Origin of the sequence: Microbispora siamensis (assembly GCF_016863095.1) — a bacterium.
GTDB lineage: Bacteria > Actinomycetota > Actinomycetes > Streptosporangiales > Streptosporangiaceae > Microbispora > Microbispora siamensis.
In genome coordinates, this window is sequence record NZ_BOOF01000085.1 from 1 (window position 1) to 22,735 (window position 22,735).

Annotated in this window: 25 protein-coding genes and 3 pseudogenes; 17 read left to right on the forward strand and 11 right to left on the reverse strand. The window is 67.0% G+C overall.

What is annotated here, in order from left to right; translation table 11 throughout:
- The 3 genes from Msi02_RS41745 to Msi02_RS41755 form a co-directional block, all read right to left on the reverse strand.
- On the reverse strand, positions 1-457 hold a 457-nt coding region (locus Msi02_RS41745), incomplete at its 3' end, for a restriction endonuclease subunit S (protein ID WP_239109371.1).
- Positions 458-1,195: 738 nt separating this feature from the next.
- Positions 1,196-1,630: a type II toxin-antitoxin system VapC family toxin gene (locus tag Msi02_RS41750; protein WP_204053248.1), complete on the reverse strand. Its 435-nt coding sequence runs from the start codon at positions 1,628-1,630 to the stop codon at positions 1,196-1,198.
- Positions 1,627-1,806 carry a hypothetical protein gene (locus tag Msi02_RS41755; protein WP_204053249.1) on the reverse strand — a complete coding sequence of 60 codons (180 nt, stop codon included), beginning with the start codon at positions 1,804-1,806 and terminating at the stop codon, positions 1,627-1,629. The genes Msi02_RS41750 and Msi02_RS41755 overlap by 4 nt, the downstream gene beginning before the upstream one ends.
- Positions 1,807-1,894: 88 nt before the next feature.
- Between Msi02_RS41755 and Msi02_RS41760 the strand changes: the two are divergent.
- From Msi02_RS41760 to Msi02_RS41770, 3 genes and pseudogenes are all read left to right on the forward strand, one after another.
- Positions 1,895-1,996, forward strand: a pseudogene (locus Msi02_RS41760) (peptide-methionine (S)-S-oxide reductase MsrA); the annotation flags it as partial.
- Between the two features lie 93 nt (positions 1,997-2,089).
- Complete coding sequence (locus Msi02_RS41765; RefSeq protein WP_079315501.1) at positions 2,090-2,401, forward strand: hypothetical protein; 312 nt, start codon at positions 2,090-2,092, stop codon at positions 2,399-2,401.
- Entirely contained in the window at positions 2,377-2,793 is a 417-nt protein-coding gene (locus Msi02_RS41770; RefSeq protein WP_204053250.1) for a PIN domain-containing protein, read from the forward strand. Before Msi02_RS41765 ends, Msi02_RS41770 begins: the two co-directional genes overlap by 25 nt.
- A 261-nt stretch (positions 2,794-3,054) precedes the next feature.
- Here Msi02_RS41770 and Msi02_RS41775 read toward each other — a convergent pair whose 3' ends face one another.
- Both Msi02_RS41775 and Msi02_RS41780 read right to left on the reverse strand, forming a co-directional pair.
- Positions 3,055-3,690: a transcriptional regulator gene (locus Msi02_RS41775; protein ID WP_204053251.1), complete on the reverse strand. Its 636-nt coding sequence runs from the start codon at positions 3,688-3,690 to the stop codon at positions 3,055-3,057.
- Complete coding sequence (locus Msi02_RS41780) at positions 3,687-4,082, reverse strand: DNA-binding protein (protein ID WP_239109359.1); 396 nt, start codon at positions 4,080-4,082, stop codon at positions 3,687-3,689. Before Msi02_RS41780 ends, Msi02_RS41775 begins: the two co-directional genes overlap by 4 nt.
- A 60-nt stretch (positions 4,083-4,142) precedes the next feature.
- Here Msi02_RS41780 and Msi02_RS41785 point away from each other — a divergent pair, with 60 nt between their 5' ends.
- The 3 genes from Msi02_RS41785 to Msi02_RS44210 all read left to right on the forward strand — a co-directional run bounded on the left by Msi02_RS41785 (position 4,143) and on the right by Msi02_RS44210 (position 8,319).
- On the forward strand, positions 4,143-5,390 hold the full coding sequence (locus Msi02_RS41785) for a PEP/pyruvate-binding domain-containing protein (protein ID WP_204053253.1): 1,248 nt from the start codon (positions 4,143-4,145) through the stop codon (positions 5,388-5,390).
- Positions 5,391-5,624: 234 nt separating this feature from the next.
- Positions 5,625-6,230 (forward strand): histidine phosphatase family protein, encoded by a 606-nt coding sequence (locus Msi02_RS41790; protein WP_204053254.1) that lies wholly within the window; start codon positions 5,625-5,627, stop codon positions 6,228-6,230.
- Between the two features lie 559 nt (positions 6,231-6,789).
- Positions 6,790-8,319, forward strand: coding sequence for an SMP-30/gluconolactonase/LRE family protein (locus Msi02_RS44210; RefSeq protein ID WP_204053255.1), 1,530 nt, complete (start codon positions 6,790-6,792; stop codon positions 8,317-8,319).
- 20 nt (positions 8,320-8,339) lie between these two features.
- Here the strand turns inward: Msi02_RS44210 and Msi02_RS41800 are convergent, their stop codons facing one another.
- A complete protein-coding gene (locus tag Msi02_RS41800; protein WP_204053256.1) occupies positions 8,340-8,522 on the reverse strand; it encodes a hypothetical protein in 183 nt (60 codons plus the stop codon).
- A 330-nt stretch (positions 8,523-8,852) separates the two neighbouring features.
- Here Msi02_RS41800 and Msi02_RS41805 point away from each other — a divergent pair.
- From Msi02_RS41805 to Msi02_RS44880, 4 genes and pseudogenes are all read left to right on the forward strand, one after another.
- A pseudogene (locus tag Msi02_RS41805) lies at positions 8,853-8,951 on the forward strand (peptide-methionine (S)-S-oxide reductase MsrA); the annotation flags it as partial.
- Positions 8,952-9,076: 125 nt separating this feature from the next.
- Positions 9,077-9,283, forward strand: coding sequence for a hypothetical protein (locus Msi02_RS41810; protein ID WP_204053257.1), 207 nt, complete (start codon positions 9,077-9,079; stop codon positions 9,281-9,283).
- Positions 9,280-9,696, forward strand: a complete 417-nt coding sequence (locus tag Msi02_RS41815) for a type II toxin-antitoxin system VapC family toxin (protein WP_204053258.1) — start codon at positions 9,280-9,282, stop codon at positions 9,694-9,696. Before Msi02_RS41810 ends, Msi02_RS41815 begins: the two co-directional genes overlap by 4 nt.
- Before the next feature lie 59 nt (positions 9,697-9,755).
- Positions 9,756-9,860: pseudogene (locus Msi02_RS44880) on the forward strand (peptide-methionine (S)-S-oxide reductase MsrA); the annotation flags it as partial.
- Between the two features lie 109 nt (positions 9,861-9,969).
- On the opposite strand, the gene Msi02_RS41820 reads toward Msi02_RS44880, so the two are convergent.
- A complete protein-coding gene (locus tag Msi02_RS41820; protein WP_204053259.1) occupies positions 9,970-12,282 on the reverse strand; it encodes an ATP-binding protein in 2,313 nt (770 codons plus the stop codon).
- Between the two features lie 177 nt (positions 12,283-12,459).
- On the opposite strand from Msi02_RS41820, the gene Msi02_RS41825 reads away from it, so the two are divergent.
- Positions 12,460-13,011: a peptidase inhibitor family I36 protein gene (locus Msi02_RS41825; protein WP_204053260.1), complete on the forward strand. Its 552-nt coding sequence runs from the start codon at positions 12,460-12,462 to the stop codon at positions 13,009-13,011.
- Between the two features lie 39 nt (positions 13,012-13,050).
- A complete protein-coding gene (locus Msi02_RS41830; protein WP_204053261.1) occupies positions 13,051-13,734 on the forward strand; it encodes an RICIN domain-containing protein in 684 nt (227 codons plus the stop codon).
- Positions 13,735-14,037: 303 nt separating this feature from the next.
- Here Msi02_RS41830 and Msi02_RS41835 read toward each other — a convergent pair whose 3' ends face one another.
- Positions 14,038-14,703 (reverse strand): TetR/AcrR family transcriptional regulator, encoded by a 666-nt coding sequence (locus Msi02_RS41835; protein ID WP_079319667.1) that lies wholly within the window; start codon positions 14,701-14,703, stop codon positions 14,038-14,040.
- A 105-nt stretch (positions 14,704-14,808) separates the two neighbouring features.
- On the opposite strand from Msi02_RS41835, the gene Msi02_RS41840 reads away from it, so the two are divergent.
- Positions 14,809-15,756: an SDR family NAD(P)-dependent oxidoreductase gene (locus Msi02_RS41840; RefSeq protein WP_204053262.1), complete on the forward strand. Its 948-nt coding sequence runs from the start codon at positions 14,809-14,811 to the stop codon at positions 15,754-15,756.
- Here the strand turns inward: Msi02_RS41840 and Msi02_RS41845 are convergent.
- Together Msi02_RS41845 and Msi02_RS41850 are read right to left on the reverse strand one after the other, a co-directional pair.
- A complete protein-coding gene (locus Msi02_RS41845) occupies positions 15,708-15,941 on the reverse strand; it encodes a VOC family protein (RefSeq protein ID WP_204053268.1) in 234 nt (77 codons plus the stop codon). The genes Msi02_RS41840 and Msi02_RS41845 overlap by 49 nt on opposite strands.
- A 262-nt stretch (positions 15,942-16,203) precedes the next feature.
- Positions 16,204-17,085, reverse strand: a complete 882-nt coding sequence (locus Msi02_RS41850) for an NAD(P)H-binding protein (RefSeq protein WP_204053263.1) — start codon at positions 17,083-17,085, stop codon at positions 16,204-16,206.
- Positions 17,086-17,168: 83 nt separating this feature from the next.
- Here Msi02_RS41850 and Msi02_RS41855 point away from each other — a divergent pair, with 83 nt between their 5' ends.
- The 3 genes from Msi02_RS41855 to Msi02_RS41865 all read left to right on the forward strand — a co-directional run bounded on the left by Msi02_RS41855 (position 17,169) and on the right by Msi02_RS41865 (position 19,908).
- On the forward strand, positions 17,169-17,732 hold the full coding sequence (locus Msi02_RS41855; RefSeq protein WP_239109366.1) for a TetR/AcrR family transcriptional regulator: 564 nt from the start codon (positions 17,169-17,171) through the stop codon (positions 17,730-17,732).
- A gap of 527 nt (positions 17,733-18,259) precedes the next feature.
- Positions 18,260-18,739 (forward strand): SigE family RNA polymerase sigma factor, encoded by a 480-nt coding sequence (locus Msi02_RS41860; protein ID WP_204053264.1) that lies wholly within the window; start codon positions 18,260-18,262, stop codon positions 18,737-18,739.
- Positions 18,736-19,908 carry a hypothetical protein gene (locus tag Msi02_RS41865; protein WP_204053265.1) on the forward strand — a complete coding sequence of 391 codons (1,173 nt, stop codon included), beginning with the start codon at positions 18,736-18,738 and terminating at the stop codon, positions 19,906-19,908. The genes Msi02_RS41860 and Msi02_RS41865 overlap by 4 nt, the downstream gene beginning before the upstream one ends.
- A gap of 111 nt (positions 19,909-20,019) precedes the next feature.
- On the opposite strand, the gene Msi02_RS41870 is transcribed toward Msi02_RS41865, so the two are convergent.
- Positions 20,020-21,015, reverse strand: a complete 996-nt coding sequence (locus Msi02_RS41870; protein WP_204053266.1) for a 5'-nucleotidase C-terminal domain-containing protein — start codon at positions 21,013-21,015, stop codon at positions 20,020-20,022.
- A gap of 1,202 nt (positions 21,016-22,217) precedes the next feature.
- Here Msi02_RS41870 and Msi02_RS41875 point away from each other — a divergent pair.
- Positions 22,218-22,735, forward strand: a 518-nt coding sequence (locus tag Msi02_RS41875) for an RICIN domain-containing protein (protein WP_239109368.1), incomplete at its 3' end; no start/stop codon positions are given.

Below are 22,735 nucleotides of genomic sequence, written 5' to 3' on the forward strand. Positions count from 1 at the left end.
GTGCCGTACGCGCCCGTATGACTGCGCGCGTGAATTGCTCGTGGATCGCAGCCTGTTCGTCGAGCGTGTTGAGCGCCGATCTGATCTGCCGCTGTTCATCGAGGGGAGGAACGGTGACGATGAGTTGACCGAGGTCGCGAGCATTGATGAAAGGGATGACGGTCGCTCTGGACCGGCGACGAATCCAGTTCATAGCCAATGGCAGGTTCAGGAAGGTCAACAGGTAGTGCGGATCCACGATGTCGGCCTTGAGAAGACGCAATCGATGCAGGTTCCCCCCGAAGAGCCATCCTTCCTGCTGCTCCCGAACGATCGCCGACTGCCCCATGGCGCCTGATCGCACGCAGAGGATGTCGTCTACCTGTAGGCGGAACCTGGTCAAGCGCTCCGCCGTCTCCAGGGTCGTCCTATCTGCGTCATTGGCGACGATCAATCCCTGCTGTAGGTGCCTGGGCATGACGATGGGCACTGAACCGTGTGCCACACGCTCGGCTGAGCGATTGAGATCGCATGTTGCACACGTGCGCCGTAGGTGAATCCGGGCGGCTCGCCAGCTCGCCGATCCTTCTCGGCGATCATGCGCCCGTTCAGCCACTTAAGGGCCTCGGCGAGGCTGAAGTACTCCTGCTTGTCAAAGCTGATTGGCTGAGGGAAGTCCCGGTGGCGCTTTGCCCAGGTCGTGATGGTTGGACGCCGCACGCCAGCTAGCGTGGCGAGCTCGGCACGCGAAACGAAGCGATCTGGTGGTTGTTGCTGGCGCTGCACCGCGTTACCCCGTTTCTAGTGCCCTGGTGATTATCGGACACCATAGGTGGGCCCAACGCTTGCAGCAGCCGCGTACTCCACGGTACTCACTGATAACGTCTTGACGAAACTAGCAGATAACCTGTTTCAGCAGCTCAAAGTAGGATATTGGCATGGATGGCTGATAACCCTTGTAGCAGCGCTGGGTCGGTGAGACCGGCTAGCGATGGGGGCCTCCGTCAGGAGGGTGCTTACAGGACCTCCTATCGCTCCGGGGTCCTATGCCTTCCCGTCAAGCCTTCACAGTCAGATTCCTATCGCAGGGGAAGGGGCTTCGATCCCGCTCTGGGCCTGCGCTTGGATGAAGGGCGGGCTCCGCCCCGTCCCCTGCTCCTGTCCATGAGGCAGTCTCCGTGTGGGTCTCGCCGGCCCGATCCGCAGCCCAAGTTGGCTAGTTCTCTGGGAGGATCGTGAGTCGTTGCCCCTTGGGAAGGTGACGAGGGGCAACGACGAGGTAGTCGCGCTGATCCAGCGTGGCGACTTGGCGAAGGTCGAAGCGTTCGGCCAGGGCTATAACGCAGGCGTCGACGGCCTGGAGGCGGAGCGAGGCGTAGGCCGAGAGTAGTTCAGACATCCGCCGGTAGTCGTGGGGCGTCGCCTCGATCACGCGGAGTTCGTCGTCGGCGATGGCGGCGCAGAATTCCGCGGCGAGAGTGGGGCTGCCGCGACGCGCCGGATCGGAGAGCAGGTGACAGATCTCTGTCACCGCGAGCGAGGGCACGACGAGTCTGGTCCAGTTTTGAGCGAGAAACCGGACGCATCGGGCGTGATCCTTGTCCGCCCTGTTGAATGCCGCGACGAGGGGTCCCGTGTCGCAGAGGATCACGCGGTGATCGCTCCGTCGGACTCCTCGTGGTGAGGATAGGCGAGGTACCGGTCATGGTGGACGCCGAGGTCTGCCGGCCCTTGTAGCGCGCCGACAAGCGCGGCGAGATGCCGTGGAAGCGCGGGCGCGTCGAGGGGCTCCTCGATGTCGGCCCGGCCTTCGTTGTCCAAGTCCATACTGTCGAGTGTAGGCGCCGACCTGCCCGCGGCCAGTGAGAAGTCACAGAGGGCGGTGAGGGAGAACTTATTGCCTGAGGTGAATCGCTACCACCAGCAGTACCTTTTCAAGGTGCCGAACGGCTACTGCGGGATCGGCGGCACCGGTGTGAGCTGCCCCGTCGGCCTGGCGACCTCCAGCGGCGAGTAGCGGCATTGTGAGACCTCCGAGCGGCGTCGCGCTGCTCGGAGGTTTCGTGTTCCGGTACCGGTGGTTTACTACTCGAAGTAGTAAACTGGCGTCATGAGTACGCCTGAACACGCCTTCCCGCCGGGGGAAGGGCCCGCTGCCAAGGTGAGCGTCTCCTTGCGGGCCGGCAACATCCGTGCCATCAAGGAGCGCGTCGGCGCGCGCGGGTTCTCCGCGTACGTCGACGCCGCTGTGGAGCGGCAGATCGAGCGGGACCTGCTGGAGGAGGCCCTGCAGGCGAACGAGAACGAGTGCGGTCCCATCCCGCAGCATCTGCGGGACGAGGCCGAGCAGCTGTTCCGTAGCGTGAAGTCCGCTCCGGAGCTACAGGAGGAGCGTGGATGGCACGCGCACGAAGCAAGCTGAGTGCGGGGACGGTCATCCTGGACTCCGAGGGACTCTCGAAGTGGTGCGCAGCCGACCAGCGAGTCACGGCGATCGTCCGAGAGGCGCAGAACAACGACTTCCGCGTTGTTATCAGTGCGTTGACGCCTATCGAGGCCTTCGACGGCCGGGTGACAAACGACCGGTTGCGCTGGCATCTGTCCCGGCTGCGTGTCGAGCCGGTGACCGAGGAGGTCTCCGTCCACGCGCTGGATCTGCTCCGTGAGAGCGGTCTTCGCGGCCACAAGTACGCGATCGATGCCGTCGTGGCCGCCACGGCTCTTCGCTCCACCCGGCCCGTCATCGTCCTCACCTCGGACGAGGACGACATGAGCAAGCTCTGCGGAAAGGCAGTCCGCCTCGTGCGGGTGTAGGTGCTGAATTATTGCCCCAGCGATACGACTACCACCAGCAATACCTTTTCAAGGTGCCGAACGGCTATTGCGGCACCGGTGTCAATGCAGGTGACCCTTTGGCATAGTGTCCGACGGACCCTGAAGAGCTCTTCTGACGAGTAGATGCTGCAGGGTTGCACTGCCCTGCACACGCCTCTCTTCTGACCGGTCCGCTGTTGGGGATCTACAACCCTTTCGGGCACAGTGCGGCGCCGTACGCCTTCGTCGGACGCGAACGGGTCAAGGTTCCTGGTGCCGATCGAGGCCGAGCGTGGCGATGAGGTCCTCGTGGAGCTCGAACCAGACGCGATGGCAGGAGTCCACGTCGGTGCGGTCGACCCAGGCGCTCTCCCCGGCTCGGGCGCGCACCAGGGCTGTGGCGAATCGCGTGTCATATCCGCGGAACCGCGTGAGGACACGACCGAGCCGGTCTGCGAGTGGCGTGAGCGCCCGGTCGATGCAGGCGAGCTCATGGAGCACTCCGGCGTCCCAGGCGGGATCGGAGTGGTCGTTGACGGCGAGCCGATCGCCGGCGGTGGGCCGGAGTTGCCAGTCGGTGCAGGCTTGCAGCAGGAGAGCGTTCAGGGGAAGGAACTTGCGGTAGACGTCCCGAACCTCGTCGGCGGCGCCGACGCGGGTGAGCTCGGCCGCGAGCTGGCGCTCGTTCTCGGCCCGGCCCGATTCGGTCAACGACCAGCCTCCGGTGCCGGCGAAGGCGGTGTGCTCAACCCAGCCACGTGTCTCGGCGTCGCGTAGCACCTCTTCTGCCGTAGCCACACCGAGCCCATACCGACGGGCGATTATCGGGGTGTCCGCGAACCCGGTGACGCGCACGGCGTGCAGGACCAGGAGGCCGGGCGGAGAGTCGCGCGTCATGAGCCGGTGTCCTGTCGTGCCGCCAGGCGGGTGTAGTGCTGCTGGCACGCCTGAGGGGAGTTGAACCCCATCACGTGCGCCATCTGCGCCCAGGTCAGACCTGCGCTCCGGGCGATGAACAGCAGGGCGGACTCGAGTCCTTCGACCTCGGCTCGTGCGGCGGGCAGGAGGGCGAGCGCGCTCAGGATGTCTTCCGGATCCAGGCCGGCGTTGCGCCAGACGGCGAACTGCACGAGGTCGACCGCAGATGGCGGGGCGGGTGAGGGGCGCCACGGGCGGGCGGCGAGCTCGTCCGCGCCCAGGTCCAGAAGACGTTCACGTGCGTCCCGCTCACGCTGAGCCTGGACGTGGTCGGCGTGCACGCTGTGAGCGATGTCGTCCTTGCGGTGCATAGGTCTCATAATGCACAATCAACAAATTGTTTTCAACTTTCTGTTGAAGGGTGGAGCGGCGTGGTCGTACCCCTCATGGAGGCTGTCGTCGACACCTGCGGGAGCAAGGCTGGCGCACTCGGCGCGTTGCTCCGCGCGGGTCTGCCGGTTCCTGACGGCTTCGTCGTCCCGTTCGCCGCCTACCTCGCCGCTGTCCGTGACCTGGACCTCGGGCGGTTCGCCGGCGAATCGGACGATGTCGATGCGGCGCGGCAGGCGGTCGAGGCCCGCCCGGTCCACGCCGCCGTGATCGACGCGCTGGGACGCGCGCTCGACGAGCTGGGCGATCCGCCCGTGGCGGTGAGGTCATCGGCGGCGAAGGAAGACACCGGTCAGGCATCGGCGGCTGGTCAGCACGAGAGCTTCCTCGCCGTACACGGAGTCAGTGAGGTCGCCAAGGCCGTACGTGCCTGCTGGGCCTCGCTGTTCTCCCCGCGTGCCATCGCCTACCGGGCCGCCTCCGGCCGCGACGATCGGCCGTCCGACGAGCTTTCGATGGCCGTTATCGTCCAACGCCATATGGACGCCGAGATATCCGGGGTCATGTTCACGCCTGCCGCCCCGGATGAGGCGACCCGGATCGAAGCGTCCTGGGGCCTCGGCCCCAGCATCGTCGAGGGCAAGGTCACCCCTGACGCCTACCGCGTTTCCGAGGACGGGTCAGTCACCCGCACCGTCGCGGACAAACGCAAGCGCCTTGACCGGCGCGGCACGCGGCTCGTCACCCGCGATGTGCCCACCGCTACCCGGAACCAGCCGACGGTCGACGACGCGACTGCCAGGAAGCTGGCCGAGCTGGGCAAACAGATTGCTGCTGTACTCGGTGGACCGCAGGACATCGAGTGGGCGATCGCCGACGGCCGCACGTGGGTTCTGCAATCACGGCCGGTCACCGCCGCACCCCCGCCACCGGCACCTCCTTGCGGCGCCTCCGGCATCACAGCCGCCAGGCTCGCCGGAATGCCAGGCAGTCACGGCACCGTGACCGGCACCGCCAGGATCGTTCGTGGTTTCGGCGACTTCGCGCGCGTGCGCCCAGGTGACATCCTCGTGTGCCCCTTCACCGACCCTGCTTGGACGCCGCTGCTACGCATCGCCGCCGGCGTCGTCACCGAAACCGGAGGCGTGCTCTCCCACGCCGCGATCGTCGCTCGAGAGCACGGCATCCCCGCCGTCCTCGGCATCCCGAACGCGACGAGTAGGCTCCGCGATGACACCGTCATCACCATCGACGGCACCACCGGCACCGTCACGGCGACAAACGCGTAATCGATCACGTCCGTCCCTGGCCCAGGCCATTGCCGGAATCGCCCGCCGCCGACTCAGCAACAGTGCCGGCAGCAACAACGGCACAGCCCCCGCCTCGTCCGCTGATGATGAACGCACCGTCTGACCGCGCACCGCCAAGTCGACGCCCTCCGAGCACCCCGCCGCCGAACCCACACGTACCGACTGAAAGGAGACGGGAAAAGGGTCCGCGCGGACTCCCGCCCCTAACTACGCATGACAACTCGACGCCTCTACCTTGCACGCCACGGCGCAGCCGACGCGTTTGGGGAACTCACCGATATCGGGCGTCGGCAGGCAGGCCTGCTGGGCGAACGGCTCGCCGGTGTGCCGGTCGACGCGGTGCTGCACTCTCCGCTACCGCGTGCGGTGGCAAGCGCGCATGAACTCGCGCGTCATCTACCGGAGAACGTGCCCGTAACCGAGGCCGCCGAACTCGTCGACCACGTGCCCTACGTTCCCAGCCCGGCCGAAACGACCCCGTCCTGGGCCGGTTTCTTCGACGGCTACGACGACGCCGAGGCAGCCTCCGGCCGGAGGCTCGCCGAGGCCCTGGTCGCCCGGTTCGCGAAGGTCCCCGAAGGGGTCCAGTCCGACACACACGAGGTCCTGGTGACGCACGCCTACCCGATCGCGTGGCTGGTGCGGCACGCACTGGACGCGCCGCCATCCAGGTGGCTCGGGTTGAACAGCGCCAACACCGCACTGACGGTCATCGAGTACCGCAACGGCCTACCGCCCACGATCGTGATGTTCAACGACATGAGCCACCTTCCGCCCGACCTACGATGGACCGGATTTCCCGAAGGCATCAGGCCGTGAGGTAGCTCCTACTGTCCGTAAGCGCGCCGTCGGCTGCGTAACGCAAGCCGCTGGCTCTTCGAGAACGCTGTTGGTTGGGCCTGTGTCAGACCTGCTCCAAGGTGCCCAACGGCTGCTGCGGCCTCGGCGGCACCGGTGTCTCCTGCCCCGTCGGCCTGACCATCGACGAAACCTGACCTGTGGTAACCGCCTGATCCTGGCCCTCGGTTGCCCGGCTAACCCGGTGCCAACCGAGGGCCAGAGTCGTTTTCGGCGAGAACCTCCACTACAAGGCCGGACCGCTGCATGTTCCCCCGATGCACGCCCGGCGCGTTCGACGCGGACTGAACGTTTCAGCGCCGTGGTCTGGGCTCCTTTCGGCCGCCGATCGGCTCGCCGGATGAGCGGACGGTCGCGTTCACCCAGGCCGAGGCGGCCACCGGCGTGGTGCACGACCGGCCACCGCAACAAAGGTGAGCACACCGCGTCTCGCATGGCGAACGCCGCACCGGGCGACCGATCGCGACCGCCCACTTAGTCGCTTAATTTCGGGACGCGGGGCCAGCGGTGCGCCGCGTGCGTGCCGGTGGCCTCCCGGCCCCCGGTCGGCACCCTGACACGGGCGGCAGTCGCCCGTCGTCGTTCGCGAAAGGACTTCCTGATGAGACGGAGTCTCGCCACCGTCGCGGCCACCGGACTGGCCGCGCTGGTAGCCGCCGGTGGAGTCGCAACGGTGACGACGCCGGCTGCGGCCGCCGCCGCATGCAAGGTGACCTACAAAATCGTCAACCAATGGAGCGGCGGTTTCCAAGGCGACGTGGCCATCACCAACCTCGGCGATCCGATCAGCAGCTGGAAGCTGGAATTCGACTTCCCCGACTCCGGCCAGAGAATCGCGTCCGGCTGGAACGCCGCCTGGACGCAGTCAGGCGCGCACGTGACCGCTACCAGCATGTCCTACAACGGCTCCATCGCCACCAACGCCACGGCCAGTGGCATGGCGTTCACCGCGAATCTCACCGGCGCCAACCCCGTACCCACCACCTTCTGGCTCAACGGTGCCATGTGCAGCGGCCCCGTGACCCTCACCCCCACCCCCACCCCCACGGTCACAGCCACTCCGACGCCGACGCCGACCCCGACACCCACGCCGACCGTCACCACCACGCCGGGCACGCCGCGCCCCGGGGTCGGACCGTGCACGCCAGGCACGACCTACCCCAACCCGCTGCCGGCATCGTCGGTGACCGCCACCAAGATCCGGGACGGGTTCAACTTCCTGGAAGGCCCGGTCTGGGACCCCACCACCCAGACCCTGCTGCTGTCGCTCATGCGCGACGGCACCGGGCCAGAAGGCGTCCAGCCATCGGACGTTCTGCGGTACAGCGAGCCGAACACCTTCCAGACCCTCATCCCCGACGCCGGCAGCAACGGCCTGGCCCTCAGCCGGGACGGCGGCACCCTGCTGGCCGCGACCCACGACCAGCGCAGCATTTCCTCCTTCAGCCTGCCCGACCTGACGCGCGGCGTGGTCGCCTCCTCCTACCAAGGCCGTGCCTTCAACTCACCCAATGACCTCACCGTCGGCGCCGACGGCACCGTCTACTTCACTGACCCCGACTTCCAGCGCGCCAACCGGCCCGACCAGATGTCCGGCCGCACCGGCGTGTTCCGGGTCAAAAACGGCGTCGTCTCGCTGATCGACGACACCATCCGGCAGCCGAATGGCATCGTGCTCTCCCCCGACGGCAAGACGCTCTACGTCGGCGGCAACGGCACGGGCCGAATCTACAAGTGGCCCGTCAACCCCGACGGCAGCGTCGGCCCCCGCGCCGACTTCGCGTCCCTGACCGGCTCGGACGGCGCGACCATCGACTGTGCCGGCAACCTCTACCAGGCCTCTTTCAACGATGGCAAGGTCCACGTGTACGCGCCGTCCGGCGTACAGCTCGGCACGATCGCCGCCGGACTGAACACCACCAACGTCGCCTTCGGCGGCCCGGACGGCCGGACGCTGTACATCACCTCGGGCACACCATCCCGCGGCGGGAACACCGGCAACTTCGGCCTCTACCGCGTCCGGCTGAACGTCCCTGGCTGGCCGTACTGACCTTTTCCCCTGAGAGCTGATCAGTGGCCGGGCAGGATCGTGAGTCGTTGCCCCTTGGGAAGATGACGAGGGGCAACGACAAGATAGTCGCGCTGATCCAGCGTGGCGACCTGGCGAAGGTCGAAGCGCTCGGCAAGGGCTATCACGCAGGCGTCCACAGCCTGGAGGCGGAGCGAGGCGTAGGCCGCGAGCAGCTCGGACATTCGCCGATAGTCGTGAGGCGTCTCCCTCGATCACGCGGAGTTCGTCGTCGGCGATGGCAGCGCAGAACTCGGCCGCGAGAGCGGGGCTGCCGCGACGGACCGGATCGGAGAGTAGATGACAGATCTCTGTCACCGCGAGCGACGGCACAACGAGTCTGGCTCAATTCTGCGCCAGAAACCGGACACAGCGGGCGTGATCCTTGTCCGCCCTGTTGAATGCCGCGACGAGGGGTCCCGTGTCGCAGAGGATCACGCGGTGATCGCTCCGTCGGACTCCTCCTGGTGAGGATAGGTGAGGTACCGGTCATGATGGACGCCGAGGTCTGCCGCTACCACCAGCAATACCTTTTCAAGGTGCCGAACGGCTACTGCGGTATTGGCGGCACCGGCGTCTCCTGCCCCGTGGGCTTGACCGCCGGCGATGCTTGATCTTGCAGGAACCAGCTGGCCCGGAGCCCGGGCTGCCCCGGGCAGGCGCAGCCGCTCTCAGCGTGTTGCGATCAGCTGCCGATTGCGCGGCTGTCCGGGGCGGTCCCGCTGATTACACTCGATACATGAGCGTGATGCGCGAGGAACTCCACCACCTGGTTGATCAGCTGCCAGAGGAGAAGGTGGCTCCTGTGCTCAGGCTCGTCCGCGATCAGCTTGAAGAGCCGCCTGTCGTACGCGACCTGCCGTTCATAGGCTTGCTTGAGGCGGAGCCGGATTTCGCGGAACGCTCGGAGGAGATTCTCCGTGCAGAGGACAATCACTCTTTGTGATCGTCATCGACTCGGGTCCGTTGGTTGCGGCCGTTAACGTCCGGGACCGCCATCATCAGGCCTGCGCCCGACTTCTGCGGACCCACCCAGGGCCCTTGCTCGTCCCCACCACCGTGGTTACGGAGGTGTGCCAACTTGTCGAGAAGCGGCAGGGGAGCAAAGCGGAGGCAGCGTTTCTGTGCTCCTTCGGAGCAGGTCTGACCTTGGTGGATCTCACAGAACGTGATCTGCAGCGTATGAGCGACCTGGTGGAGACGTACGCAAGTCTCCCGCTCGGGGCGGTTGATGCCTCTGTGATTGCCATTGCTGAGCGACTCGGCGTCACGGAAGTGGCAACGCTCGACCGCCGCCACTTCACCGTTGTCCGTCCGCAGCACACCGGTGCACTCATTCTGCTGCCCGAGCGGCTCTGAGTAGTGACCTATTGGTCAAACGGCACGGGCGCGAGGCTTGGGATTTATTGCCTGAAGTGGAGAGCTACCACCAGCAATATTTGTTCAAGGTGCAAAACGGCTACTGCGGCATCGGCGGCACCGGTGCCTCCTGCCCCGTCGCCCTGACCGCTGGCGACGCGTAGATCTGGGGGGCTAGCTGAATCCTGGCCTGCCTTCGGAGGGTCCGGCGCGCACCGCCACGCGCGCACGAAAGTCGGTCGCCCTGGTACATAGGCGCGGCGTCGTTCCCCGCTAGGTGGACGTAGTATCGTCCCCCACATCGCCCAGGTCGCGGTGGACGCTTTGGGCAAGGGTCTCCAAGCGGCATTGGATGCTGCGGGCGTCGGGGTGGCCGAGGTCCGTCAGGATCGTCAGGGCGGTGTTCCACGCCCACGCGGTGTCCTGGGATCGGCCGAGCGCAAGGTAGCTGTCGCCGAGATGGGAGAGGACCAGCGCCTCGTTGTAGCGGTCGCCATCCTCGTGGTGCAGTCGCCGGGCGTCCTCGTAGCAGGTGATCGCCCTGTCATGATCGCCGAGGTGGCTGTGGGCGTACCCGAGCGTGTCCAGGGTGGCAGCCTCGCCGTCGCGGTCGCCGATCTCGCGCAGTGACGTGAGCGCCTCCGTGCAGAACCCCAACGCCGCGGTGTAGTCGCCGACGGCCACCTGATACCAGCCGACGCCGCTCAGTGCCCGGGCACGAAAACGAGGGTGATCGGCCTTGGTGTAGAGGCGCAGAGCCTCCTGGGAGTGGCGCAGGGCCGCCTCGTGCCGTGTCTCGACCTCGCGGATGCGGGCGAGGTTGCTGTGCACGTGGCCGCCGCCCACCAGATCTCCGATTCGCTCAAAGATGTCCAGTGCCAGCTGGTAGTGCCGTTCGGCCGGTCCCGTCTCCCCGATCCGTGTGTAGACGGCGGCCATGGCCAGGTGGCTGCGGCCCTGACCGGCCAGATCCTTCCGCCGCTCGGCGACAGCGAGAGCGCCGCGGTGGCCGCGCAGCTCGTCGTGCCAGTGCCCGCGCAGATTGGCGAACGGTACGAAGGCCCAGGCCAACGGCGCGACGTAGGCGTCGAAGCCCTGCTCGACGGTGACGTCCAGCATATTGAGCAGCACCTGGTGCTCGGCGGTGAACCAGGCCAGCGCCGCGCTTCGTCCGGCCGGGGCGACCCGTACCACCCCGGGTCTGCCCGTCGGGACGGTAACCTCGTCGCGGTGGGGGAACAGTAGTCGGGCGCCCGCACCGGCCGCGTGGATGTAATGATCGAGAACGCGGCGCAGAGCCTCGTCCCATTCCTCGGGTGCGTCCTGCGAGTGGGCGAGTTCGATGGCGTACGCGCGCAGCAGGTCGTGGAACTCGTACCGGCCCGGCCGATGCTCGTGGACCAGATGGTTACGGGTGATCTCGTCGAGCAGGGGACGAAGGCGGGCCGGTTCGACGGCGGCCAGGCTCGCCGCCGCCTCGACCGAGATGTCCGGGCCCGGGTGCACGGCGAGCAGCCGGAAGAGCCGCGCCGCCCCGTCGCTGAGCTTCTGGTACGACCAGGAGAAGACGGCACGGATATCAGTGGTCGTGTCGCCGACGGCGAGGCTGTCGAGCACTTGCGACGGGACCGCGGCGTCTATCTGCGCGGCCAGCGCGTGGACGGTGACCGTGGGCTGAGCTGCCAGCCGGGCGGCGACCAGTGCCAGCGCGATGGGCAGGTGCTGGCATCGGTCGATGAGACGGTCGAAGTCGGCGGACTCCGCCTCGACCCGGCGCGACCCCAGACGCAGGCCGAGCAGTTCGCGCGCCTCTTCGATGTCCAACGGCGGAACGGTGAGCATGTACGCGGCGTCGCTGACGACGAGCCCGGTCAGGCGGTCGCGGCTGGTGATCAGCACGCGGCAGGCCGAGTTACCGGGCAGGAGGGGCCGCACCTGGTCAGTGCCGGCGGCGTTGTCCAGCACGATGAGCATCCGCCGGTCCGCCAGGAGGCTGCGGTACAGCGCGGCCCGGCTGTCCCGGTCGTTCGGAATCCGCGAGGCGGCCACGCCCAGCGCTCCGAGGAAGCTGTGCAGGACATCGGTCGGGTCCACCGGTGATCGGGTCGGATCGAAGCCGCGAAGATTCACGTACAACTGCCCGTCCGGATAGCTCCCGGCCGCGGCGTGCGCCCAGCGGATCACCAGAGTGGTCTTGCCGACCCCGGCCTCCCCGACCACGAGAACGACGGGGTTCGGTGCACCGTCGAGGTCACGCAACTGATGCACGCGTCCGGCGAAGCCGGTGACCTGGGCGGGAAGTTGCGCGGGCCGGATCTGCGGAGCGGGGATGGTCCTCGGGCCGGGCGGCGCCGGAGCGGCGTCCGTCGTCATGCCCGCCTCGGCCGGGCCGGTGCGTGCGATCCGCTGGAATTCCGCGCGCTCGGAATCGGACAACCCCAATGCGTCGGCGAGTAATCGCACCGTGCTGGCCCGGGGCGCGGTGACCCGGCCGGCCTCGATCTCACGGAGATGGCGGACGCTCACACCGGCCTGCGCGGCCAATTCCTCTTGCGTGAGCATGGCCTTGGTGCGATGGGCACGCACCAGTTCGCCGAACATAACCCCCCCGACGCCTTCATGCGGGCCGTTTATGTTGCTCCGCCAAACCACCGGTCAACCGCCGGTGATCAGCCTGTCTGAATCGTATGCCGAATGTGAAAGTCGTGGGCACGGGATATTTCCCGAACGCCGACACGAGGGGACACGCACATGAGAAAAGCGATGACGGGAATCGCCGCAGCGGCGTTCACCACCCTGGCCCTGATGGCGCCGAGCGCGGCGTACGCGCAGGCGCGGACGGACGATGCGCCGGCGACCACGGAGGCGGCCGTCCAGCGGATCCTCCAGTCGGACCCCGACGCCAAGCGGATCGGTCCGTCCGAGGTGTCGCTCGCGCCGGGCGTCACCGTGTCCGTACGCGTGGTCGACCAGAGCCCCGCCGTGAAGGCGGGCACGATGGCGGCCTCCGACTGCCCTTACCCCTACCTGTGCCTGTTCGACAATGCCGGTTTCACCGGTACTCAGTACAACATCGCCGTCGCGCAGGTGAACGCGTGCCCGGACATCCCGATCGACAGCTGGTTCGCGGGCCGGGCGTCCTCGCTGGTCAACCACCGGCCGTCCGGGACGGTCTCCACGCTGTGGGCCAACTCGAACGGCACCGGTCTGCTGGGCTATCAGCACGCCTACGGCTACCGCGCCAACCTGGCGCTGGACTCGGCTTCCATCGGCGGCAACTGGGACAACCGGATCCGCAGCGCCCGGGTCTGCTGACCCGGCCGGGCCGCATCGCCGGAGCTATCGGAAAAGGGCTTGTTCAAGCCGGACAAGCGGCCGCGCTCGGTGTCTTGGCCGCCCATTGCACTCCTGGCATACGGCGCTGCTCTTTCAAAGGGAGAAGAACTGGTGAAAAAAAGGTTAACGGTCTACCTCACGGTGATTCTCGCACTGCTCGGTATGACCGGAACGGCCGGTGCCGAGGCGCGCCCCTCGGAAGACAAGGGGATCGTCGCGCTGGCGGAGAGCCTCGGCATGCACGCCGTACCGGTCGAGACGACGGCGGCCGAAACGTGGTACCTGATTTTCACGCACTCCGGTTCGACGCTGCAGTACTGCCTCGATGCCAAACTGCAGACCATCGGCAACGGCGGCACCGTCCAGCTGTGGTCCTGTAATGCCGGCAACCAGCAGCAGTGGGCCATCTACAACGGGCAGTACTTGAAGAACCGCGCCTCGCCCACGGGACGGACACTCGTGCTGGACGCCAAGCTGCAGACCATAGGCAACGGAGGCACGGTGCAGCTCTGGGACTACAACGGAGGTGCCCAGCAGCGGTGGATTCCCTTCTCGCAGTACTACCTGAAGAACGGCGCCTCGCCCGCGGGACGGACCCTCGTGCTGGACGCCAAGGCGCAGGAGATCCGCGACGGCGGGAAGATCCAGCTCTGGGACTACAACGGAGGTTCGCAGCAGCGGTGGTCAATCGTCGACTGGTGAGCCGGTCGGTCTACGGCTCGCTGCCGTGGTGAGTCCGCACGTGAGCTAGGGTGGCCGCTGCAGAGGCGCGGCCACCCTCGTTCGTCTGGGCGGGACGCCTCATGGGGAATGTTCGCCAGGAATTATTGCCTGAACGATAGATCTACCACCAGCGATATTTGTTCAAGGTGCCCAACGGCTACTGCGGCATCGGCGGCACCAACGTCAAGCTAGGTGACCCATCCGGGTGGGCCGCCCGCCTGCCCGACGGGCCTGGTTCCGACCGAGGATCGAGGCTCCATGACCTGTCCAGTGCAAGGCAGGTCAGTGGCGGGGTAGCACACCCAGAAGGGTTGCGGTCAGGGCCAGCTTCAAGGAGTCCTTCAGCTCCAAGTGGAAGCGGGCGAGGTCGGGCTCGGCCTGGTAGGCCGCCTGCAGGCTGGGTGGGGGTGCGCTGTACGCCGACAGCGCGCCGGCCATGACCATGGTTTGCAGGCTGAACAGTGTTGCGTTCTCGCCCAGCTCCGGCAGGTAGTTCTGGATCAGGGCGGACATGGTTGTCAGGCGGTCCAGGGAGGCGCGCTTGTAGCGTGCTACGACCTCGACGGAGACGTTGTGTTCCAGGACGCTGCCCTGGGCGCCGAAGAGGTCGCACAGCACCGCTCGGCTGGAGAGTGAGCGGCTGAGGATCTCTGCCACCGCTTCCGCTCGCTCCGCCATGGGGAGATTCTCGTCGATGCCGGCGGCCAACTCGCCCGCCAGTTCCGTCAGCCACTCCTGCAGGAATCGGTCCAGCAGTTCCAGCAGCACCGCCTCGCGAGACTCGAAGTAGCGTAGCACGTTCGGCTTCGCCAGGCCGACCCGGCGGCTGAGCTCGTTGAGGGTGACCGCGGCCACGGGCATCTCGTCGAGCATCGCCGACGCCATGTCGAGGATCGCCCGTCGGCGGATCTCCCGCTGCTCTTCGGTTCGCGCCCGCTGGAAAGCCACGCCCGCCAGTCTAATTTAAGTACCTCCGGTACGTTGACAACGTACCGGGAGTACCTTAGCGTCGTGGGCGCAAGATACCTTCGGTACGTTACCTAGGAGCCTCGCATGAGCGAGAAGTGGACGACGGCGAACATTCCGGACCAACGCGGGCGGGTGGCCGTGGTGACCGGTGCCAACACCGGACTGGGGTACGAGACCGCCAAGGCGCTCGCCGAGCGTGGAGCGTCAGTGGTGCTCGCCGTACGCAACGTCGAGAAGGGCGAGCAGGCCGCGGCCCGCATGACCGGCGACGTGACCGTGCAGGCACTGGACCTGACCTCGCTCGACTCCATCCGGACCGCGGCGGCGGCGCTGCGGTCCCGGCTCGACAGGCTCGACCTGCTGATCAACAATGCCGGCGTCATGTACACCCCGAAGCAGACCACCCGGGACGGCTTCGAGATGCAGTTCGGCACCAACCACCTCGGCCACTTCGCGCTCACCGGGCTGCTGCTGGACCTGATGCTGCCGGTGCCCGGCTCGCGCGTGGTCACGGTCAGCAGCACCGGCCACCGCATCCGGGCCGCGATCCACTTCGACGACCTGCAGTGGGAGCGGTCGTACAGCCGGGTCGCCGCCTATGGTCAGTCCAAGCTGGCCAACCTGATGTTCACGTACGAGCTGCAGCGCCGGCTCGCCACGCACGGCACCACCGTCGCGGTGGCCGCGCACCCCGGCGTCTCCAGCACCGAGCTCGCCCGCAACACCCCCGCGGCCATCCGGCTTCCGCTCACCTGGCTCGCGCCGCTGATCACCCAGACGCCGGCCATGGGCGCGTTGCCGACCCTGCGCGCCGCCACCGACCCCGCCGTGCTCGGCGGCCAGTACTACGGTCCCGGCGGACGCTTCGAGCTCATGGGCCACCCCCGGCTGGTCACCTCCAGCCCGGAGTCGTACGAGATAGCGCTCCAGCAGCGGCTGTGGGCCGTCTCCGAAGACCTCACCGGGGTGAAGTTCCCCGTCGTTCAGTCCGAGCAGAACTCGTTTTCCTCCGGATCGGCCATCACGATGTAGCCCGCGCTGGGAGGAGGCGCCGGCTCGTCGCGGCGCAAGCGGGTGGCGCCGAAACCGACGAGGCGCTCGCACTCCGCTTCGAGGGCGGCCATCCGCTCGTCGCCGTGCAGGCCGGGTGCGACGCGTACGTCCAGATGCAGGCGGTTCTTGGCGGTCTTGCCCTCGGAGGCCTGCTGAAAGAAGATCCGAGGACGTACGCCCGAGGGTCCTCCAGAGACATCCGAGCAAGACCTCTCAACCGAACTCGGCCGCGAATTGTCGCCCGAGGAGAACCGCTACCACCAGCAATACCTCTTCAAGGCGCCTAACGGCTACTGCGGCCTCGGGTGCCCGACTGGGCTGACGGCTTCTTCAGTGCGGCGAACGGTCCGTCGCCGTTGCCGGGCCCGATCGCACTCTTACGCCGATTTCTTGAGTGCGATCAGTGCGCCTCAAGTCTCGCTCGTGTCAGGATGCCCGAGCGTCCATGGCGGGCTTGAGTACTTCCCTGCACCAGGTGCGGAAGTCCGTTGATGTGGGCGTGGCGGTCGCCCAGTCCGCGTCGTAGATGCCGTGGTCCTGTGCGGCGAACGCCTCGGTCACGTCCTTGACTGCCTGGTCGCCGGCGCCTCGGGAGCGGAGGAGTGACGCGTAGTCGTCCACGCTCATGCGACGGTAGGTGACCGGACGCCCGAGTTCCTGGCTGATCACCTCGGCCATGCCGTCAGGGGTCAGTCGGTCAGGGCCGAACACGGGGAGGTTCTCCTGCCCGGTCCAGGACAGATCGGTGAGCAGGTTGGCGGCGGTGCCGGCGATGTCCCGCGTCGCGATCAACGCCAGCGGCAGGTCACCTGCACAGGTCAGGTAGAACGCGCCCCTGCGGATCGCATCGAGTTGCCCGAGGAGGTTCTCCATGTAGAAGGGCATGGACAACGCCCGATACGCCGCACCGGACGTGCAGAGTTCGGCGTCCATCGCGAAGGCCGCCGAGAGGACGCCCGCTGGGGTCGGCCAGCCGTGGCCGGCGCTGGAGACCCCGACGACGTGACCGACACCGTGGCGGGCGACGGCAGCGGCGCCCGCCCGGGCGAAACCGAGATAGTGCTCCTCGGCGCTCGGCGCCTGCGGATTCGGCGGGACGAGCCAGAACAGCGCTTCGGCTCCGGGCAGAGCCTTGTCGAGCACGGCCGGATCGTCGTGGGAGCCATCGATGGTCTCGACCCGCTGGCGAACCGTGTCATCCAGACGCGAGGCGTCACGAACGATGACCCGGACCTCCTCGCCCTGGTGAAGCAATTGACGGACCAGCCGGCTGCCGATCTGTCCTGTCGGTGTGGTGACGACGATCATCAGATCTCCTCTAACATGAACATGAACTCCGGTTCCGAATATAGAGACGGCGCCCGCGCATCGTCAACTAAGGTGGAGTGACCATGACCGCTCCCGAACGCTCGCTGCGCGCCGACGCCCGGCGCAACCGCGAGGCCGTCCTCGATGCCGCCGCCGAACTGTTCGCCCAGCGAGGCGACGCCGTGCAGATGGACGAGATCGCTGAGCGTGCCGGCTTGGGAGTCGGCACCCTCTACCGGCACTTCGCCGACAAGCGAGCGCTACTCGCGGCGATCATCGGCCGCCGGTTCGAGGCGATAACCGACCTCGCCCGCGCCGCCGACGAGGCCCAGGATCCCTGGGTGGCGTTCGAGACGCTGCTCTACGGCTATCTGGAGTCCGCCGAGGCCGACGCCGCATTCCGCTTCGCGCTCCTCGGCCCGGAGGAGCCGAGCTGGAACGACATCGCCGCCGAGAAGACGGATTTCTCGGAGATCACGGAACGCATCGTGCGGCGCGCCGTCGACGCCGGCCGCCTCCGTGAAGACTTTCGTGCCGATGACTTCGTCCTGATCACCCGTGGTGCCATGGCCAACATGACCGGCGCCGGTGCCTGGCGCAGGTACGTCACGCTTGTGCTCGAGGGCATCCGCGGCCCCGAACGCTGATCACTGCTCCGTCCCGGAGACAAGGACGACATGAGCGAGCTCTGCGGCAAGGAGGGTCGTCTCGTACGCGTGTAGGCGCTGTTATCGCCCCAGCGGACCACCACCAGCAACGCCTTTTCGAGGTGCCGAACGGCTACTGCGGCCTCGGCGGAACCGATGTCAAGCTGGGCCTGACGAGTTCGGAGCAGTGAGCACGGCAGGGGAGGAGACCCTCGTACGGCCTGGCGGATCAGCTAGGCCGAGGTCGGCGCCGGCGGCTGCGTGAGGGCGACCGCCGAGGCCCCTGGAAGCGCTCGGGTGTGTCCTCGCCAAACAGGCGGATCATCAGGCCGCCGTAGCACTATCACGATGACGGCGTTGGATTCGCCTCCGCTCGCCAGGCGCGGCGTATCCGCCTCATGCTGGCCGATCTGTCGCCCTTCCCCGGCGCACCGGCCTGCCCCTGTTGTTTTCAGCGGATTCCAGATGATGCAACATTTCGGGGTTCTGGTGCGTCTCAGCCGGGATGAACGAGAGGATTCCCGCCCGTGGATGACGCGCCGGATTTCGCGGACTTCGCCACCGATCGGATCGATGCGTTGTTCCGCTACGCCTACATGCTCACCGGCAATCCGCACGACGCCGCCGACCTCGTTCAAGAGGCGATGGTACGGCTGCGCAGCTCATGGACACGCGTGCAGCACAAGCACAATCCGGAGAGCTACGTGAGAACCACGATCACCCGGCTGCACATCTCCGTCTGGAGACGGCGCAGGCGCGAACATCTGGCATGGGAGGTGCCCGAACAGCCGCAACCGGTGGCGGAGCCACCGCTGGACCTCTGGGGCGAACTGGCCAAACTGCCCAAGAGACAGCGTGCCGTACTGGTCCTGCGCTACTACGAGGACCGATCGGATGCCGAGATCGCCGAGATCCTCGGCATTTCTCCCGGAACCGTACGAAGTCAGGCATCCCGCGCTCTCGGCAAACTGCGTGACACCGTCAACCCCCTGAGGAGCCTGCGATGAACGACGTCGAAGAGGCGCTGCGCCGTACGTTCGCCCGTGCGGAGGCACGGATTCCGGCCCTGCCGCCGGATCTGCTGCGCCAGGTGACCGCGGGGAAGACCCGGCGCACGCGCCGTGGCCTGGTGTTGGCGACCGCGATGGCCACCTGTCTGGTGATCTGGGCGGTGTCGGCCGTGACATGGCGGGCTCCCGGGTCGCCGCCCGCCGTCACGGCCAAGCCTGCGCCGCACATTCGCGAACCGCGGATCGTGCAGGAGATCGCGCCGCCGCTGGAACAGGTGCTGCCTTCGGTGATCGCGGAGGTCCCTCGGAAGGTCCCCAACGGGGAGGCCTTCACGCCGAAGCTGTTCATCGATTCACGCACCATGCTCGGGTACGTGTCGAAGAAGGGCTACGATCCTGCGCCTGAATTGTGGGCTTATCGCCTGGATTCGCAGACCTTTCAGCGCCTGGCCACCATCGACCATCCCATCGCGCCGGTGGACTCGCTGGCGGTGGGCGAAGGCGTGATCGCCTGGTTCAAGTACGTGGACCGGGACATCCACATCATGACGATTCCGGTGACCGGGGGCACTCCCCGCACGGTGGTCTCGTTCCCGGCCGAGCTGGATGTGGACAAGGTGAACGGGGACATCATCCACGGTGTGGACCTGGCCGTCGGAGACGGCAGGATCTTCTGGTCGTCCACCAAGTCGGGGGGCGTCAACCAGGTTCCGGTGGCGGGCGGCGAACCGTCGTTCGTCCCGGGCACGGAGGGGCTGCGTCTCTTCTCCTGGCCCTGGGCGGGGCGTTCCGCCGATGGCCCGGCAGCCATGACGAATCTGCTCAACCTGAGCACCGGAGAGCGGCTCGACGATCCAGCGCAGGCGCGGTGCGATGTGACCTGGTGCCTCACCGGCGACCAGGCGATCCGCCGCGACGGCAGCCGGGTTCTGGACCTGCCGGGCGACAGCCCCCGGTCACTCGTGGCCGACCGCTTCGTCACCATGACTCAGGTCGACAAACAGGGACGGAAGGCCTCAGTGATCTTTGATCTCGCCACGTCACGGGTCGGCAGGCTGTGGATTCGCAACGACCGCAAGGCATCCCCCACCCTCTACATCGATACGGAGATGCTCTACTTCAAGCGCGGTGACAAGTGGGCCGTCATTCACGACTCGGACCGTTAGGCCAAGAACCTGCGCTCGGGCCCCGGCCGCTCCGATCACCCAACCGGCTCAGGTTCACTGATCGCCGGGCGGAACGGGTTCCACCCGGTGATCAGCTCGTTCACGTGATGCTCATCGGACGGTGACCCGGTCGCCGGCCGGCGCGCTGACCGGCGAGTTCTTCGCCAGATAGGTGGCCAGGGCCCCTCTGTCGTCAGGGCCACCGCGATAGACGCTGGTGACTCCGGGCCATCGGGGGAAACCTTCGTAGCCGCCCACCAGGATGTAGTTGGCCGCGATTTTGATGACCTGGTCGTCGGCTACCGGAACGCCGTTCAACGTCATCTCGGTGACAGCGCCGCCCTCCAACGTGTAGCGGAGCGAGGACGACGGCGTGAGCACCCAGCCCTGCGCATTCGGGTGGGCGAGGACGGATTTCAGCGCGGCGCCGGTGATCGCCCACACGTCCACCGCGAACCCGGCCGGAAGCGTCGCGAACACCTCCTCGTAGGTGACCGGGCCCGCGTCGAGGTCCAGGTGGAATCCGTACCTGCTGACCAGGGCGGCCTCCGCGCCCGACCGCGCCTGAACTGCGTCGAGGTTGGCATCGGCGACCAGTTCGGCCAACGGGCCTCCGCTGGGCGTCCGAACGATGGGCTCGGAGGTCTCGCCGAAGGTGTCATCTGCGTCGGCCATGCCGCACTCGAAGTAGTAGAGCGTGTCGGACGTGAGACCGTCGGGCTGCCTGAGCTCGATTTGGACTGACGTCTGACCTGATGTCGGTGTCTCGGGATCCCAGTCCCAGTCGAGCGTGGCGAGCAGGGCGGTGAAGCTGCCGTTGTGATTGATGGGGGATTTGACACTCTTCCATTGCTCGGTGCCGACGATGCGGTATTGGATGAGTTGCAGGCCCGGAGGAAGTCCTTCGAAGGTCCCGTAGACCTTGAAAGTCAACGGGCACTTCGTCGCAGTGGTTCGCTCGAATGAGAGGGTGAGTTTCCGCACCGGATTTTCGGCCGATGCGAGTGGGGCGGAAGCCGTACCGGAAAAGGATCGCTGGGGTGCGGCTTGCGCGGCGGGAACGAAAGCACCGGACGCCAGGACCGCGACGCCTGCCAGCCCTCCCATTCGACGCACAGCCCTACTGGGTAATCCCACAGTCTTCCCATCTGTCGATGACGACAAGGACGAGCAGAGACTAGCCACGGCAACCGACAATTCCGCGCGCCGAATAAGTGGAACGTTCATGAGAGAAACCGGCCGAGGATTCCGACGCTCCGATCAAATCCATCGCACCGTTCCTGTGCGCCGCCGGCCGACACCCGACCGCTGAACCACAAACCACGCCATCGTGTCGCGGCGTCTCGCCAACCGCCGGCTACGCGACGCCCGGCGGCTCCTCTGTCGGCGAGCTGACACCACCCGAGCCTTCCGCGACCCAGGTCCACCAGACCTCGCCCGGAAGCCGGCGGGCACTCGGTTGAAAGTTTCATCACCAGCGGTCTCGCACGCGGTGCGGGCCGGGCCGGTATTGCCAGATGGGTGCGTTCCTGAAGGGTGAAGTGCCACCGGACCTCTCGATCTTCCTCTTGACGCAACCAGGTGAGTCCTAGTTTGATCCGCCATTACCACCGGCATCGACACCTGTGGACGCGGCTCCTCGCGTCCCTGAAATGTGAGCGCTAACACGCGCGTGGCCTGGGGAAGGAGGGTCGCCATGATCGGAGGCGGTCCGCGGCCGCGCGCGACCTTGGCGGCATGAAGGCGTGGCCGACATCGGGAGGGACCGAATTCCTGACGCGGGCTCGCCCGGTCGCATCTGCTCCGCTGCACCATCACCCCGAAAGTAGCCGAGGGAGAGGAACCCGAGTTGCCGACATAATGTTAGCGATAACACATTCGTGGTGACGGCCCCCTGCGGCCCGGCCGGCGATCGGCGCAACCGCGCTTTCGCCCCTCGAACGGCGTGATCTGTACGGTGGCGCGCCGGGTGATGGGGCGGACTCGTCACCGCGTCCACCATCGACCTTTTTCATCGCCCCTGCCGGGGCGAGGTCTCAAAAGGATGCGGCGGGTCTCGAGCCCCGCACACGTACGACGACGAACGACCGGCCGTACGGAAACGATTCGCGAGCCTGCCAACCTCCTGGCGGCAGAGTTCGGGGATGCGTCCCGACCGGCCGACTCCCTGCCCGGCCCCGTGAGACCACTGCGGTTTTCCCTGGTGTGGCCCATTTCGCCACGCCTTCACCCCCAAGGAGAACGAAACAATGGATTCACCCCCCATTCGTGTGAGGAGCGGTCGGCGTCGTTCGCCGGCCGGTGTCCGCGTGCGCCTCGTGGCGACGCTGGCCACGGTGCTGACGACGGTGATGGCGGCCGCTGTGACGTGGTCGATGCCGGCGTCGGCGGCGGTGGCGCCGCTGGTGAGTGCGGCGTCGGGGCGGTGTCTGGATGTGGCGGGCAACACCGACGCGCTGGGCACGAGCCTGCAGATCTGGGACTGCAGCGGTCAGGCGAACCAGGCGTTCGAATTCACCTCCGCGGGTGAGTTGCGCACGTTCGGCGGCACGCGGTGCGTGGACGCCTACGGCCAGGGGACCTCAAACGGCACGAAGGTCGTCATCTGGTCCTGCAACGGCCAGGCCAACCAGAAGTGGCAGCAGAACGCCGACGGCTCCATCAGGGGGGCGCAGTCGGGTCTGTGCCTGGACGTGACCGGCATGGGCACGGCCAACGGGACCGCCGTCCAACTGTGGTCCTGCAACGGGCAGACCAACCAGAAGTGGAGCATCTCCGGAGGCGGCCCGAGCCCGTCTCCGTCGGTGACGCCGACCGGCACCTGCAA